Here is a 15262-nt window from a genome sequence, read left to right as displayed (position 1 = left end):
GGCCAATAAAGGCAAAGACTAATTCTGCAATACAGCCCTGCGTTCAAAATTTCAGCCAAAGTAGATTAAGTCCATACAGAAATTTATAAGTTGGGGCAAACTGGGCGCGAAATACAGGCCAATCCATGGAAAGGTCATTTTGAATATCGCGAAGGCTTTTTACGCCATTTATTTTTTGCACAAATTCGCCAGCCCTGTCCGGAACCGGAATAGAAACAGGCTCCTGATCAAAACGTGCCGTCAAGTAAGAATGAGCCGTCAGCGTACGGGCCAGTGCGTCCTGATTTCCGTCTTTCAGGAACGGAATCATTTCGGGTTCAAATTTTGCCAAACCCGGCGTACTGCCATCAGCTTTACGAACGTAGAAACTATGGGTCTTCATATTTCCGGCAAGGTTTTCGGCAAGCGCGGCCTGCGCGCCGGTTTCCAGCTTTCGCGCTTTCTTTCGCAAATCCTGATCTTTTAGGTACAGTGTCGGATCGTAACGTATCGGCATAATAAAACTGACAAGTTCCAAACCCGACGTTGCCAGCAGGTTCAGGATTTCCGGCACCAGATAACTCCGGTCCCGAGGATGCAACAGTAAATCGTAAAGTGCCGCGTCTTCCCCCAATTTGTGATCTCCGACAGCGGCGTTCTTATTCAGCCAGTTGCTCGGTGGGAGATCATTCAGGAGGCTTTTCGCATATTTGATCTGATTACTGACAGAATCCCCGGCGGTCAGGCTTTTAAGAGCATTCTGCACATGATAAACGCCCGTCCTGCCGAGGGTAGCATATAACAGCAACCCCATCCCGCCGTCATCAGCGAGGCATTCATTAAGCGCCGCAAGACCTGCTTCCGGCTCTTCAAGGTGGTGCAGGACACCGCAGCAGTCGATATAGTCGAAAAGTGGCAAGTCCATTTTCGGCAAGTCAAGGAGAGAGCCCGTCAGGAATGTAATGTTCTTGAGGCCTCGTGCCTTTGCTCGCGCTTCAGCTATTTTCCGGCTTGCCGCAGACAGATCAAGATATGTGACTTTACCCGCCTCTCCCCGATTAGCGAGATGCTGCGCCAGCATGATCGCGGCATCCCCAGTCCCGCCTCCGGCAACGAGCGCGTGAAAGGGCTTTGTAAAATCACGTCTGCCGGTGAAAAGAAAGTGATTGACTTCGTCCAGATGGCTCGGGCTGCCTTCGATCAGGCGTTTTGCCTCATCTTTCGGATCGCGGGGCGGATAGGGAAGCACTTCATACTGACGTTTGACGGCCTGGTCGCGCTTCCCCCTTCCTTTAGACACCAATACTATTCCTTGACGGTAATGATAATCTTGCCCGTTGATTTACGCGAGAGCAGCGCCTTCATTGCGTCCGCCCCCTGTTCAAGTGGAAAATGCATGGAGACATGCGGCTTGATCTTGCCTTCTTCCACCATATCCAGCATTGCCTGGAAATTAGCCCGGTTCTTTTCAGGCGTCCGCCGGGCAAAATCACCCCAGAACACACCGATGACCGAGCAGCCTTTCAGAAGCACCAGATTGGTCTTGAGCTCCGCAATCCGGCCGGACGCAAATCCGATAACCAGCAGGCGTCCATCCCAGTTTATGCACCGCATGGACTGATCAAACGCATCTCCCCCAACCGGATCATAGATGACGTCGGCGCCTTTTCCATCGGTAAGTTCCTTAACCCGGTCGCGAATGCTCTCTTTCGAGTAATTGATGACATGCTCCGCGCCATACTGCTTGACGATATCAATTTTTTCGTCGGATCCGACAGTTCCAATGACAGTCGCCCCCAGCGCCTTGCCAAGCTCGACCGCGTTGAGGCCGACACCGCCCGCAGCGCCGTGAACCAGCAACACTTCGCCCGGCTTCAGATTGCCGCGGTCAACCAGCGCATGATAGGTCGTACCGTAGGTGACGGGAAAACCCGCTGCCTGATCAAAAGGCATATTATCCGGGATTTTATAGGTGCTGTCTTCCGGCGCCAGAACATATTCCGCAAAACCACCGACACCATGGTTAGCCATGACACGGTCACCGACGGCAACATTGGTAACCCCCTTGCCAATTGCAGTTACGACGCCCGAAGACTCCATTCCCGGTGAAAAGGGAAAAGGCGGCTTGAACTGGTATTTCCCGGCGATCATCAGTGTATCGGGGAAGTTGAGCCCCACCGAATGCACCTCGATCTTGACCATACCCTCTTTAACTTCAGGTTCAGCTATATCCTCCATAACGAGAATATCCGGATCACCAAATTCCTTACAAACAAGTGCTTTCATGATTCTTCCCACATGTCATTTTTATTTTTGCAATGCACAAACTTACAACTGACGGGAAGCTAAGGTCAATCGAAGAGACAGCTCAATTATTCAAAACCACGTTGATGTCTCCAATCGCCATGTCATTCCTGTTCCGCAGGACCGGGCGTATATAGGGATCGACAGCCTGATGTATCGCGTCATCGAGAACGCCCAGATCCTCCAGTATCGCGCCAAGCGCCGCCTCCGCGGCGCGGGTTGTCCCATCAAGTGCCTTGATGGCAATGCCGATGCCTGCCTCGGGAAGTGCCGCGAGGTAAACCGCCTCTGCGCCGAATTTGGCGATTATCCTGCCCTTGGCCGCACCATCCAATGCCGTGCAGAGCCGATCGGATCCCGCAATCATTTCCGGATATTTTACGATGGCCTGCTGCAATCGCCGACATGCCGACGCACGATCCGCAGACATTTTAGAAGGATCAGCAAATCGGGCAAAAGCCAACGCCGCACTCTGCAAAGGAATGCCGATGGTCGGAATGGAACAACCATCAATACCAACAGGGGCGTCGCTGAGATCCAGATCCGTAAATTCCTCCAGCACCGCCACGATCCGCTTCTGAACCGGATGGTCGCGATTGATATATCCTTTCAACGGCTCCTTCAGATGTAATGCCGTTGATAAAAAGCCCGAATGCTTACCCGAACAGTTGTTATGGGCGGCCGTTGGTTCCTGCCCGGCGGCGGCAAGTGCCCGGGCAGCCGGATCATAGGTCGGCCATTGACGACCGCATTCGAGATCCGAGATATCAAGGCCGATACGACCTAGCCAGCCTTTAACGGCCTCTACATGGATTGGCTCGCCGGTATGGGAGGCGCAGGCGAGCGAAAGTTCCTTCTCGCTTACATTCAGGGCATCCGCCGCACCGCTTTCAATCAAGGGCAATGCCTGTAACGGCTTGATCGCGGAACGCAAATAAACCGGGCTGTCTACCTGGCCCCAGCTTTTTATCAGTTTCCCGCTGGAATCTGAAATAGCGGCGACAACCTGGTGTCGGCTTTCCACCATGTCACCACGGGACACATTTACCGTAAAAGGAGGTCTTGCGAATTTCTCGGAGGAATGCTTAATCATTTCATTCAGTCACATCGTGTTTTTGGGGAAATGACTTTTTAACAGGAAACAACCGAGGAGAATAGGAAGTTATGGGAATTTCCCGAGGATATTTTGGTATAGGCGTTGAAGGGATCAGCAAGCCGATGAACGCGGGTAACCTGTTTCGGACAGCCCATGCTTTCGGTGCAAGTTTCGTTTTCACCATCGGCGCAGACTATTCTGTCCGCAAAGCCCGCTCTGACACGTCCGTCGCTCCCAAAAACATCCCCTGGTATGATTACGAGAACCTCACTGAGATGCAGCTTCCCAAGGGATGCAAGGTAGTTGGAGTCGAATTGCTGGATGAAGCAACGGAACTGCCCAGCTTTTTTCATCCCGTTAGCGCCGCCTATGTCCTCGGCCGGGAACACGGCTCACTCTCTCCCGCGATGCAGGAAAAATGCGATTATTTCATCAAAATTCCGACAAATTTCTGTCTCAATGTTGCAACTGCTGGCGCAATTGTTATGTATGACAGAATTGTCACCCATGGACGGTTCGCCCAGCGACCAACCAGTGAGCTTGGCAAGCCCGAGCCTTTGAAAGCACACGTCCAGGGGGCACCCATCAAGCGGCGTGTAACCGAGTAACACGACGCAAACAGCAAGGCAGGGTTTGTTGATGATCGAGTATAAAGAAAATTTGAAGGCCGCAACTCTGGAAAAAATGGTTGCGGACCGGTATTCTCTCCTCATGCGCAGATTAACAAATACAATGTTCCTGATGGCGCTCAGCCTGATCTTCATGATTGGTACGGCGAGCGCGCAACAAACAGACCCCCGTGCACTCGGTACCTTCAATGACTGGCTCGCCTATAGCTGGAGCGAGAATGGTAACAAGGTCTGCTATATGCTGTCGCGTCCTTTGAAATCTACTCCGCAAGGGGTTAATCGCGGCGATATATATGTCATGGTCACCTATCGCCCAAAATCCAAATCCGCAGAAGAAGTCAGCCATGTTGCCGGCTATCCGTATAAGGATAAATCGACGGTCGATGCCTTGATTGGCAATAACAAATTCGTCCTTGCAACGAACAACGAAGTTGCCTGGGTTCCCGAAGGTGGCAGTGATGAGAAACTGATTGGCGCCATGCGTGCAGGATCGAAGATGATTATCAAAGGAACCTCCAGCCGCGGAACGCTTACCGTAGACACCTATTCCCTTCAGGGATTTACTGCGGCCTACCAACAGGTTAGAAAAAGCTGTACTTGACCGGCCCGACAAGAGTATAAGCCGCCTTTTAAATAAGTTTGGACGCTATGGCCCATTTGATTCCAGATGTAAATGCCGTTGACCGGCATTCTGAATTATTCGCCATCCGTATGAGCCTGATCGGGCTTGACCGGAGCGAAATGGCCGCTGCGCTCGTCGCCGAAGGCATAGACGAGAAGGCCGCGAAAATGCGCGCGCGCCAGCTTTTCCACTGGCTGTATTATCGCGGCGCCAGCAATTTCGATGAGATGACCTCCATCTCTAAGGAGATGCGTGCCTGGCTTCCTGAAAAATTTACGGCGGACCGCCCGGAGATCACCTCTCTTCTTGAATCGACCGACGGTACCCGGAAATGGCTGGTGAAATTCCCCGACGGTCAGGAAGTGGAATCGGTCCATATCCCCGAAGAGGATCGTGGCGCCCTCTGCGTGTCGAGTCAGGTCGGCTGCACCCTCACCTGCAGTTTCTGCCATACTGGCACGATGACACTCGTACGAAATCTGACAGCGGGCGAGATCATCTCGCAGATGCTGGTCGCCCGGGATACAATCAATGAATGGCCGAGCCCCAAAGGCGAACGCATGATTTCAAATATCGTCATGATGGGCATGGGGGAACCGCTCCTAAATTATGATAATGTCGCCAAGGCGCTGAAAATCATCATGGACGGAGAAGGGATTTCTCTCTCAAAACGCAGGATTACCCTGTCAACGTCCGGGGTGGTTCCGAAGATTCATCAATGCGGAGAGGAGCTTGGAGTTAATCTCGCCATATCACTTCATGCCGTGACGGATGATATCCGCGACATTCTGGTTCCGATCAACAAACGTTATCCGATCAAGGAACTTCTGCAAGCCTGCAAGGAATATCCCGGCAGCAACAATGCCCGGCGGATCACTTTTGAGTATGTCATGCTGGATGGTATCAATGACAGTCCAGCCGATGCGCGTGAACTTGTCAGATTGCTGAAGGATATCCCGGCCAAGGTCAATCTGATCCCCTTCAACCCCTGGCCCGGCACTCAGTATCAATGCTCCAGCAATAACGCAATGCATCGCTTTGCGAAGATCGTCAATGACGCAGGCTACTCTTCTCCCATTCGTGTCCCCCGCGGCCGCGATATCATGGCCGCCTGCGGTCAACTCAAGTCCGAGAGCAAGAAAGTTTCGGCGTCACAGATCAAGAAAAACGAAGCTTCCGCTGCTTTATAATTCAAGTTGCATTGTGATACTTGTCGGGCGATCATAACCCTTGTGGGCGGTGGTGCCGGTTTGACGGAAACCATGGCGTCTAAAGAACTCATGCACCTCTGTCAGTTCGACACGGGACTGAAGCTCGATTATTTTCCTGTTCCGGGATTTCGTGACTGTTTTGGCAAACTCAACGAGCAGCCCTCCAACGCCGGATTTCTGTGTTTGAGGATCAATAGCGAGTTTACCAAGATAGATTTTTCCATCCATATCTTTGAGAAAGCAGCAACCGACTAGCCGGCTGCCTTCCCAAGCGAGAAGAAGGGTCTCCTCCCTCGCTTTGTCGATGATCGTCTTTGTATTTAGCAGGCGAAGAGAGGACGGCGGATCAATGCGCGCCTCCATATAGGCGAAAGCATCTTGCAGCAGGCTCAGCAGCGCCTGCCAGTCTTCAAACTCTTCATCCGCCATAACAATGTCGACCATCTAAATATTCCGGGAGGAGGTTACATATTCCTTGAAAAGATAAGCACACATCCCGATGACCAGTCCCCAAAAAGGAGCGCCGACGGACAGAAGTGTCATGCCCGATGCCGTCACGGCAAAAGTCAGGATGGCGGCATCTCGTTCCGACTCAGTCTTAAGCGCGCTTTCAAGACTGTTGGCGATGGTTGACAACAGAGCAAGCCCGGCAATCGCCATGACGAGTGGAGCAGGAAACGCAATAAACAGAGCCGTAATCGCAGCGCCAAAAAGCCCGGCAAGGGCATAGAAAAAGGATGCCCAAAGCACCGTCGGATAACGTTTCGCAGGATCGGGATGGACATCCGGGCTCATACACAGGGCCGCCGTGATCGCGGCCAGATTAAAGGCAAAACCGCCAAATGGTGCCAGCAAAATTCCGGTAAAGCCGGACCAGCCGATCAGCGGAGACGCCGGAGCAGTATATCCATGGGCACGTAGCGCGGCAATTCCCGGCACATTCTGGGAGGCCATGGTCACGACAAAAAGCGGAATGCCGACACCGATCAATGTGGGAATGTCAAAACTTGGCATAACAAAAACCGGCCAGGTAAGCATAAAATCGGCCTCAATCGATGAAATCTGGCCGCCAGAAAAGGCAATGACAACACCGGTCAGCAGGGTGAGCGGGATGACGTAACGGGGCATAAACTGCTTGGCAACGAGAAAAACAACCACCATGGCGCCAACCATCACCACATCTGCTTCAAGAGCGACAAAGGCATCCAGACCAAAGCGCAAAAGGACTGCCGCCAGCAAGGCCGATGCGAGCGATTGGGGCACGAATGCCATGATTTTTTCAAAAAGACCGGTCACGCCGCAAAGCGTCAGAAGGACTGAGCTAAAGATAAAGGCGCCGATTGCATCCCCCATCGGGACTCCCGGCAGGCTGGTCGCGAGGAGCGCGGCTCCGGGCGTTGACCATGCAATCAGGATAGGCTGGCGATAAAAGAGAGTGAGGCCGACACTGCTGACGCCCATGCCAATCCCGACGGCCCAGAGCCAGGAACTGATCTGATCCGGCGTCGCTCCGGCGGCGTTAGCTGCCTGAAATACAATTGCCCCGGCACCGGCGTAGCCGACCAGAACGGCGACAAAGCCAGTGGCAATATAGCCAGGAGAAAAAAACCTTAGCATTTGCTCTATGCCTCTTATATTGAAATACGTTATAACGCACGTTCGTGCAATAACTAGCAGATGTGCGCTATAACGCTCAAGCAAAATCGGATCCTTTATGCAGAATCTGAAGGAACATCTTTCCAACACCCTTAAATCCCTGCGCAAGGAGCGTAGCTGGAGTCTGGATACTGCCGCTGCGCAGACGGGGGTGAGCAAAGCCATGCTCGGCCAGATAGAGCGAGGCGAATCGAGCCCGACAACGGCTGTCCTCTGGAAGCTGGCAACAGGTTTTAAGGTGTCCGTCTCCTCCCTGATGGAGCCTCTGCCGGAGATCGCACTGGATACAGTCATCCGGGATGCGGAAGTCATTCGTAATATTCCAGGCGACAAGGGCATGGCCGTCGCACCACTTTTCCCTTTCGAGCCGCGTTTCGGGTTTGATCTTATGGAACTGACATTCCTGCCGGGTTATGAGCGTATTTCGGAGCCGCATGAGCCGGGCGTTATCGAACATATCACTGTCATGTCCGGAAAGATGGAAGTACTGACCGATGATTTCTGGCATCCAATTGAAAAAGGCCAGACAATTCGCTTTCGCGGAGATCGGCCCCATGGCTATCGGAACCGCGGCGGTGAAAAGGCCGTCACGTTGTCGGTGATCCACTATCCGCATCGCGCCTGAATGTGGCCGGAAACTCCCCTTGCGAAGCTGTCGCTTTTCCCCTAGTTTGCGCGCTGAAAAATTGACCATATAACAGATTCCCTACCGAGGTTCCCTGTCATGTCCCAAGAAATCAAAAAAGTCGTTCTCGCCTATTCCGGCGGTCTCGATACTTCCGTCATCCTGAAATGGCTTCAGACGACCTATAATTGCGAAGTGGTAACTTTTACCGCCGATCTGGGACAGGGAGAAGAGCTGGAACCGGCGCGCGCCAAGGCGGAAATGCTGGGCATCAAGGAAATCTATATCGATGATCTGCGGGAAGAATTCGTCCGTGACTTCGTTTTCCCGATGTTCCGGGCCAATGCGGTCTATGAGGGCCAGTATCTCTTGGGCACATCCATTGCGCGACCGCTGATTTCAAAACGGCAGATCGAGATTGCAAAGGAAGTCGGAGCCGATGCGGTCGCACATGGCGCGACGGGCAAAGGAAACGACCAGGTTCGCTTCGAGCTTGGCTACTATGCACTGGATCCGGATATCAAGGTGATTGCACCCTGGCGGGAATGGGATCTTAATTCCCGGACCAAGCTGATCGACTTTGCGGAGAAGAACCAGATTCCGATTCCGAAGGATAAGCGCGGCGAAGCCCCCTTCTCTGTCGATGCCAACCTGCTGCATATTTCTGCTGAAGGAAAGGCGCTGGAGGATCCCTGGGAAGAGGCCGGTGAATATGTCTATTCACGGACCGTTGCGCCAGAGGATGCCCCTGACACACCGACCTACATCGAAATCGACTACGAAAAGGGCGACCCTGTTGCCATTAATGGACAAAAAATGTCTCCTGCGGAATTGCTGACGGCACTGAACAAATATGCAGGCGACAATGGTATCGGACGCCTCGACCTGGTTGAAGGGCGGTTCGTCGGCATGAAATCCCGCGGTATTTATGAAACGCCTGGCGGCACGATCATGCTTGAGGCCCATCGGGGGATCGAGCAGATTACACTCGATCGCGGGGCAATGCATCTCAAAGACGATATCATGCCCCGGTATGCAGAGTTGATCTACAACGGTCTCTGGTTCTCGCCGGAACGCGAAATGCTTCAGGCCCTGATTGACAAGAGCCAGGAGAAGGTGACCGGAACGGTGCGCCTCAAGCTCTATAAAGGACGGGCAAGCGTTGTCGGACGGAAGAGCCCTTATTCGCTCTATTCCATGGAGCATGTGACCTTTGAGGAAGACACGGTTTACGACCAGCGGGACGCAGAAGGCTTTATCAAGCTGAATGCACTCCGTCTGCGGCTGCTTCACCGGCAGAAATCCTGATTATTCCCTGTCGTAGGGGTCGGCTCCCGGTTCCTCGGCATCTGCTTCAAAATCAGGGACTTCCTCCACATAGGGGATGTAACGATCCTTGATAAAGAGGACGGCGGAAAAAACTCCGCCGCCGATTGCCCCTAGCGTCATCAGAACCGGCGCGGAAGGGATCCATTGCAGGTTCCAGCCAACATCAAGCGTGTTCAACAGAAACAGCAGCGCCGCCGCCGGCAGAACGACGAATATGATGCTGAAAACAATACCCACAAGCGCGCCAATGGCGACAAACTTGAGAAATTTTTCGCTTGTCTGACGGCTGTATCTCAATGGCGGCGCTTCAGACCTCCGGCTCCTCAACACCGGCCTGTCGACAGGCGGCAGTCACCGTATTGGCAAGCAGGCAGGCAATTGTCATCGGCCCGACACCTCCCGGAACCGGCGTGATCGCACCTGCGACCTCTACTGCTTCCTCATAGCAAACATCACCGACAAGCCGCGTTTTGCCATCTTCCTTGGGTATGCGGTTAATGCCGACGTCAATGACCGTGGCACCCGGCTTGATCCAGTCACCCCGTATCATTTCTGGGCGCCCAACGGCCGCCACCAGAATATCCGCCCGTCGGCACACGTCGGGCAAATCCTTGGTTCGGGAATGGGCAATCGTCACTGTGCAGCTCTCTGCGAGCAGCAAGCTGGCCATAGGTTTGCCGACAATATTCGACCGTCCGACAACAACCGCATTCAGTCCCGAAAGATTACCCAGCGTATCCTTCAGCATCATTATGCAGCCAAGTGGCGTGCAGGGCACCATCGCAGGCAGCCCCACAGCCTGCCGCCCCGTATTGATCACATGAAAGCCATCCACATCCTTCATGGGATCGATCGCATCCAGCACCGCCATTTCATCAACCTGTTTGGGAAGCGGAAGCTGGACCAAAATGCCATGGATTGTCGGATCAGCATTAAGCCGGTGGACAACGTCGAGAACCTCAGCCTCAGTGGCCGTGTCTTCAAGGCGGATTTCCTCGGACTTCATCCCGGCTTCCTGCGTTGCCTTGCCCTTATTGCGGACGTAGACCTGACTTGCCGGATCCTCGCCAACCAGCACGACCGCAAGGCCCGGCGTCAATCCATGCTGACGTTTCAGGATCTCCACCTGTTTTCCCGCCTTTTCCCGCACCCGGGCCGAAAAGGCCTTGCCGTCAATTACTGTCGCTGTCATTTCTATATCCCCTCGCCTGCGGCATTTCCGGTCACTTGCTTTCAAGCCATTTTTTCATCTCAGCTTCAACCGCAACAGGATCACCCTTGATGAGTAACGTCTTATTGCGATCAAGCTTGCCGGAGATAATTTCAAAAACGCCCTTGCCGCGCTTTGTTGATTTCGACATTAATTTGACCAATGCGCTGTTGGCTTTCCCATTTTCCGGAATTGCGGTAACTTTTACTTTCAGGCGCGGGCGGCCCTCACCATCAACAATAATTCCTTCAATGCGGTTATACGCCGCATTGGGAGTAAGTCTGACATCAAGCAGAACACCTTCATCACCTCGCCTCAACGGCATTCTCACATCGAAAGCGGCATATATTCAAACAGCAGATTCCTGAGGAAAATCAATAGCAGAATCAGAATAACCGGCGACACATCCAGCCCGCCCATCGTCGGGACCACCCGCCGAATGGGTCTCAGCGGTGGCTCGGTAATTCTGTAGAGGAAGTTCCCGACCGTTGAGACAAACTGGTTGTTCGTATTAATCACGTTGAACGCCACCAGCCAGCTCAGAATGGCATTTGCGATCAGTAACCAGATAAAAATAGTGATAATCGTGCTGATCAGAAGGAGTAAGGATGTCATGTATATACCTGCTCGATTTAACCCAACCTACATTTAGGCTGTACGCCCGTAAAAGGCAACCATTCTACGGGCGAAGAAATTGAAAAGCGGCGTTTATTGTCAGTGTTTCAATGCGGCGGTCGTCGACTGATTTACAACCTGGGTCAAAAGGGCTTTGACAAAATCCGCCTGGGTCATGCCATCACTTCCGCCCATATCACTCATCCTGATATCTGGCAATGTCGTCGAATATGTCGTTGTGAGAGGATATATTTTCCCCGACAACTTGCCGCCAGTGATGGTCAGGCTATCCACACGAAGTTTATCGCTCTTATCGCCGGAACTGTCCGCCGTCGCAGCGTAAGCCGCCGCCGCGGCGAGAATGATTGCGAGGTTGGAACTGGTAGCACTGGTTTCTAGATCAACGGCCGGATTTGTAATGTCAATCGATTTGATATGGAGCGGGCCCCATAAAATGCTCCAGGGGGTAATCCGGATTTCGGCTTTATCGACAACAAAGCTTGTCTTTGAACTGCCAATGCTGGAGTTCGGGACCGTCAATCCCGTAATGCTTCCCCGGCCGGTGAGAATATTCACATCAAAAGCGTCGAGAGTTACTTTTTCACCAGTGGCATAGCTGCCGACTGTCACAATCGCATCCTTGGCGGTGGAGTTAACATGTTTCTCAGCCGCATACACACCGGCGACAATTGCCACAATAACGACGATAGTGATGCCGCCGTTGATAAACAGGGATTTTAAATGCATGAAGATTTCTCCGGTTCCTGCAGGTTGAAGCACAAGAACCGGATATAATCTATAATTGCTTTAATTCAATGTTAAATACACTTTAAAAGTGCATATTCTATGTATAACGTCCTATTTGAACTCCGGCTCCTCCCACCAGGGATAAAACTCCGGCATGTCGGTTGACGGCCGCATGGAGAATTTCGCAGGACGCTTTTCCAGGAAAGAGGTGACGCCTTCGGCAACATCCGGGCTTTGTCCCATCATGGAAATACCGCGGCTGTCCACCTTATGGGCTTCCATCGGATGATCTGCACCCAGCATCCGCCACATCATCTGCCGACAGAGCGCCACCGAAACGGGCGCGGAATCGGCAATGAGTTCATTTGCAAGGCTCCGGGCCGCCGGGATCAGTTCATCATGCGGATAGACGGCTTTGACCAGACCGCCTTCCTTCGCCTCATCTGCCGGGAATATCCGTCCAGAATAAACCCATTCAGCCGCCTGGGATATTCCGACCAGTCGCGGTAGAAACCAGCTGCTGCAGGCTTCCATCACGATTCCCCGCCGGGAAAAGACAAAGCCCATCCGCGCCTTGTCAGAAGCAAGACGGATATCCATCGGCAGGGTCATTGTTGCGCCGATGCCAACCGCCGGACCATTGATCGCACCAATGATCGGCTTTTTTGACTGATACATCCGTAAGGTGACGCGCCCGCCCCCATCGCGGTGAACCTCACCCTCTTTCTGAAGACCGCGTGCCTTGTAGTTAAATGTATCCTTGCCTGCCCCAAGATCCGCACCGGCACAAAATGCCCGTCCCGCGCCCGTCATGATAATGGCCCGAACATTATCGTCCTCATCCGCCTTGTCGAATGCATCTATAAGCTCGTCACGCATTGTCGCCGTAAAAGCATTCAGATTGTCGGGGCGGTTGAGAGTGATCGTCAGAATCTGGTCTTCAACGTCATACAGGATATGTTCATAGGACACGGGATTACCTCCGGCTTCTTGATTATTATGGGGTTGATACCGTCTTGTCATGACAAGATGATTTAAAGAATTTATGCTAGCAAGGAACGGTCCGATAAGGCCAGAGAATTCTCAAAGGATACATCAAATGCCCCAAAATGCGAAACAAGCGATAAGAGGCTATCACGCCCATGTTTATTATAATCCGGGGAACAAAGACGTTGCCGCAGTAGTCCGCGAGCAGCTGGATGAACATTTCGACGTAATCCTGGGGCGCTGGCATGACAATGCTGTTGGCCCTCATCCGATTTCCATGTATCAGGTAATATTCTCTACCGAAGATTTTTCTGAAATAGTCCCTTGGCTGATGCTCAATCGTCAGGGACTGGATATACTGATCCATCCGGAAACCGGCGATGATCTTGCCGACCATCGCGATAATGCCTTATGGCTTGGTGAGAAACTCGAGCTTAATCTTGGAATGTTTGAGCGGACCTAGAGACCTTAGCTGTTGTCCTTGTTCTGATAGGCCATATTGCAATGTTTGAGGCAATAAGGCTTGCTGGGAACGGCTTCATCCCCGCAGAAATGGAAATTGTCTTCCCCCGGATGCCCGATCGGCCATTGGCAGGCCCGATGCGCCGGGATAACTTTCTTTTTCGGTTTGGCAACAGTAGGTGTTGATTTCGCAGAGAGTCCAAGGCGATTTGCCTTGCCGATAACGGCATTGCGGGTAACGTCCCCAAGCGCCTCGGCAATTTCCGCGGCTGTTTTTCCCGAGCCCCAGAGCTTTTTCAGCTTTTCAATACGTTCGTCAGTCCAACTCATACCCAGATCTCTTGTTGCAGTTGCCTTGTATACACCGGCTGGCAATAGGATATGCTAAAATCCGTCCGCCGCCAAAGACCTTGATATATCCTTCGGCGACGGCAGAGTCTATAGATATCCTTTAGCCGTCTCTACTGAGCGTAAGAGATACGCCAAACCGTTTGGCTGACCGCATCGGCGACGAGCAGCGAACCATCCGCAGCCACAGCAAGCCCGACGGGCCGCCCCCATACTTTTGCGGCGCCTGGCTCCTCTGCTTCAATGCGAAAGCCGGTCGCGAAATTCTGATACGACCCTGTCGGGCGCCCATTCTCGAACGGAACCCGGACAATTTTGTAGCCTGTGGGTTTCGATGCGTTCCATGATCCTTGAAAAGCAACAAAAGCATCATTCACATATTCATCCGGAAAGGAGCCTCCGCGATAAAATGTAAGACCGAGGGGAGCGGAATGTGACTGGAACAGCACATCAGGCAGGATCGATTTCTCCACCATTTCTGGCGCTTCCTCTGCATAATCAGGATCGGGGAAAGTCCCTGTATAGGCATAAGGCCAGCCATAAAAACCGCCTTGCTTAACCTCTGTCAGATAGTCCGGCACCAATCCGTCACCATATCCATCCCGCTCATTCACGACGGTGTAAAGTGCCCCGGTTTGCGGGTTGAAATCCATCCCAACAGGATTCCTGAGGCCTGTCGCCACCGTCTCCATTCTGTTGTCATCGAGATAGTATTTCTGGATGCTGGCCCTTGGAAGCGGTTCAATCCCAACATTTGAAGCGCTGCCGACGGCGATATACAAAGCATTATCCTTCGCATCATAGAGAAGGATACGGGTCCAATGTCCGCCACCATCGCCAAGAGATCCCGGCTCAGTGACCTCTTCGATTGGTCCGCTTACTTCCAGATCACCAACCTTGAACGGGACCCGTCGAAGCTGAGTTTCCTCACCGATATAAAGCCAGTCCCCAATAATCGCCATGCCATGAGGGGTGTCAAGGTCGCTGACAAGAACGCTTGCCATTTCTGCATCTCCGTCCCTGTCTGCATCACGCAGGAGCGTAATCTTGCCGCCGCGCGGCTCCGCCAACAGAACGTCCCCATTTTCGAGACTGTAGAGCCATCGCGCATGCGTCAGGTCTTTGCGAAAAGCGTTGACCTTGAAGCCCGGAGGAACGTTCAGCTCGCCCTCTTTGTTGCTGCTTACCCGACGAGGACTCAACGCCTCTACCGGTGTTTCGTATGGTTTGGGAAGATCCTCGGCCCGGATCGTGATCGTCGCACCGACTTCATCGCTATCCTCCGCATGAACGACAGCAAATGGCATGACGGCCAATATTATGAGGATCATGACCGATAGATCTTTTATGCGCGCAGCTATTTGTTTCATATCTTCCCTTCGGTAACAGATTACCAACTATTTTCCCATATTATCTGGATATGGTCTTGTCACCGCCCGAAG

Annotated in this window: 19 protein-coding genes; 6 read left to right on the top strand and 13 right to left on the bottom strand. The window is 52.7% G+C overall.

The genetic code is table 11. The features are described 5' to 3' along the window. Window positions 1-43: 43 nt before the first annotated feature. The 3 genes from AAC599_RS13390 to AAC599_RS13380 all read right to left on the bottom strand — a co-directional run bounded on the left by AAC599_RS13390 (window position 44) and on the right by AAC599_RS13380 (window position 3376). Complete coding sequence (locus AAC599_RS13390) at window positions 44-1279, bottom strand: methyltransferase (protein ID WP_340150908.1); 1236 nt, start codon at window positions 1277-1279, stop codon at window positions 44-46. 5 nt (window positions 1280-1284) lie between these two features. Next, on the bottom strand, window positions 1285-2265 hold the full coding sequence (locus AAC599_RS13385; protein WP_340150907.1) for an NADPH:quinone oxidoreductase family protein: 981 nt from the start codon (window positions 2263-2265) through the stop codon (window positions 1285-1287). An 82-nt stretch (window positions 2266-2347) separates the two neighbouring features. After that, entirely contained in the window at window positions 2348-3376 is a 1029-nt protein-coding gene (locus AAC599_RS13380; protein ID WP_340150906.1) for an asparaginase, read from the bottom strand. Window positions 3377-3447: 71 nt separating this feature from the next. Here AAC599_RS13380 and AAC599_RS13375 point away from each other — a divergent pair, with 71 nt between their 5' ends. From AAC599_RS13375 to rlmN, 3 genes are read left to right on the top strand one after another with little or no spacing between them, the layout of a single operon-like run. Beyond that, a complete protein-coding gene (locus AAC599_RS13375; RefSeq protein WP_340150905.1) occupies window positions 3448-3987 on the top strand; it encodes an RNA methyltransferase in 540 nt (179 codons plus the stop codon). Between the two features lie 31 nt (window positions 3988-4018). After that, window positions 4019-4609, top strand: coding sequence for an invasion associated locus B family protein (locus tag AAC599_RS13370; protein WP_340150904.1), 591 nt, complete (start codon window positions 4019-4021; stop codon window positions 4607-4609). A gap of 47 nt (window positions 4610-4656) precedes the next feature. Beyond that, entirely contained in the window at window positions 4657-5820 is a 1164-nt protein-coding gene (rlmN, locus tag AAC599_RS13365) for a 23S rRNA (adenine(2503)-C(2))-methyltransferase RlmN (RefSeq protein WP_340150903.1), read from the top strand. Here rlmN and AAC599_RS13360 read toward each other — a convergent pair. Beyond that, window positions 5815-6285, bottom strand: a complete 471-nt coding sequence (locus AAC599_RS13360; RefSeq protein ID WP_340150902.1) for a GNAT family N-acetyltransferase — start codon at window positions 6283-6285, stop codon at window positions 5815-5817. The genes rlmN and AAC599_RS13360 overlap by 6 nt on opposite strands. Beyond that, window positions 6286-7458 (bottom strand): benzoate/H(+) symporter BenE family transporter, encoded by a 1173-nt coding sequence (locus tag AAC599_RS13355; RefSeq protein WP_340150901.1) that lies wholly within the window; start codon window positions 7456-7458, stop codon window positions 6286-6288. 97 nt (window positions 7459-7555) lie between these two features. Here AAC599_RS13355 and AAC599_RS13350 point away from each other — a divergent pair, with 97 nt between their 5' ends. Both AAC599_RS13350 and AAC599_RS13345 read left to right on the top strand, forming a co-directional pair. After that, the gene (locus AAC599_RS13350; RefSeq protein ID WP_340150900.1) at window positions 7556-8122 is read left to right on the top strand and encodes an XRE family transcriptional regulator; all 567 of its coding nucleotides are present in this window, start codon (window positions 7556-7558) and stop codon (window positions 8120-8122) included. 99 nt (window positions 8123-8221) lie between these two features. Next, window positions 8222-9430 (top strand): argininosuccinate synthase, encoded by a 1209-nt coding sequence (locus tag AAC599_RS13345; protein WP_340150899.1) that lies wholly within the window; start codon window positions 8222-8224, stop codon window positions 9428-9430. On the opposite strand, the gene AAC599_RS13340 is transcribed toward AAC599_RS13345, so the two are convergent. From AAC599_RS13340 to AAC599_RS13315, 6 genes are all read right to left on the bottom strand, one after another. Further along, window positions 9431-9748: a hypothetical protein gene (locus AAC599_RS13340; RefSeq protein WP_340150898.1), complete on the bottom strand. Its 318-nt coding sequence runs from the start codon at window positions 9746-9748 to the stop codon at window positions 9431-9433. Between the two features lie 10 nt (window positions 9749-9758). After that, window positions 9759-10643, bottom strand: coding sequence for a bifunctional methylenetetrahydrofolate dehydrogenase/methenyltetrahydrofolate cyclohydrolase FolD (gene folD, locus AAC599_RS13335; protein WP_340150897.1), 885 nt, complete (start codon window positions 10641-10643; stop codon window positions 9759-9761). Between the two features lie 31 nt (window positions 10644-10674). Next, the gene (locus AAC599_RS13330) at window positions 10675-10986 is read right to left on the bottom strand and encodes a DUF167 family protein (RefSeq protein ID WP_340151011.1); all 312 of its coding nucleotides are present in this window, start codon (window positions 10984-10986) and stop codon (window positions 10675-10677) included. A gap of 2 nt (window positions 10987-10988) precedes the next feature. Next, window positions 10989-11276, bottom strand: a complete 288-nt coding sequence (locus AAC599_RS13325; protein WP_340150896.1) for a YggT family protein — start codon at window positions 11274-11276, stop codon at window positions 10989-10991. 99 nt (window positions 11277-11375) lie between these two features. Further along, window positions 11376-12023, bottom strand: coding sequence for a hypothetical protein (locus AAC599_RS13320; RefSeq protein ID WP_340150895.1), 648 nt, complete (start codon window positions 12021-12023; stop codon window positions 11376-11378). A 111-nt stretch (window positions 12024-12134) separates the two neighbouring features. Beyond that, window positions 12135-12995, bottom strand: a complete 861-nt coding sequence (locus tag AAC599_RS13315; RefSeq protein WP_340150894.1) for a crotonase/enoyl-CoA hydratase family protein — start codon at window positions 12993-12995, stop codon at window positions 12135-12137. 127 nt (window positions 12996-13122) lie between these two features. On the opposite strand from AAC599_RS13315, the gene AAC599_RS13310 reads away from it, so the two are divergent. After that, window positions 13123-13473 carry a DOPA 4,5-dioxygenase family protein gene (locus AAC599_RS13310; protein ID WP_340150893.1) on the top strand — a complete coding sequence of 117 codons (351 nt, stop codon included), beginning with the start codon at window positions 13123-13125 and terminating at the stop codon, window positions 13471-13473. Between the two features lie 5 nt (window positions 13474-13478). Here the strand turns inward: AAC599_RS13310 and AAC599_RS13305 are convergent, their stop codons facing one another. Both AAC599_RS13305 and AAC599_RS13300 read right to left on the bottom strand, forming a co-directional pair. Beyond that, a complete protein-coding gene (locus tag AAC599_RS13305) occupies window positions 13479-13802 on the bottom strand; it encodes a GcrA family cell cycle regulator (protein ID WP_340150892.1) in 324 nt (107 codons plus the stop codon). Window positions 13803-13933: 131 nt separating this feature from the next. Next, window positions 13934-15190, bottom strand: a complete 1257-nt coding sequence (locus AAC599_RS13300; RefSeq protein WP_340150891.1) for a PQQ-dependent sugar dehydrogenase — start codon at window positions 15188-15190, stop codon at window positions 13934-13936. Between the last annotated feature and the right edge of the window lie 72 nt (window positions 15191-15262).

This window comes from uncultured Sneathiella sp. (assembly GCF_963976355.1).
In the GTDB taxonomy this organism is placed as follows: domain Bacteria; phylum Pseudomonadota; class Alphaproteobacteria; order Sneathiellales; family Sneathiellaceae; genus Sneathiella.
Note: the sequence above shows the minus strand (reverse complement) of the source record. Positions and strands in the feature narration are given on the sequence as shown.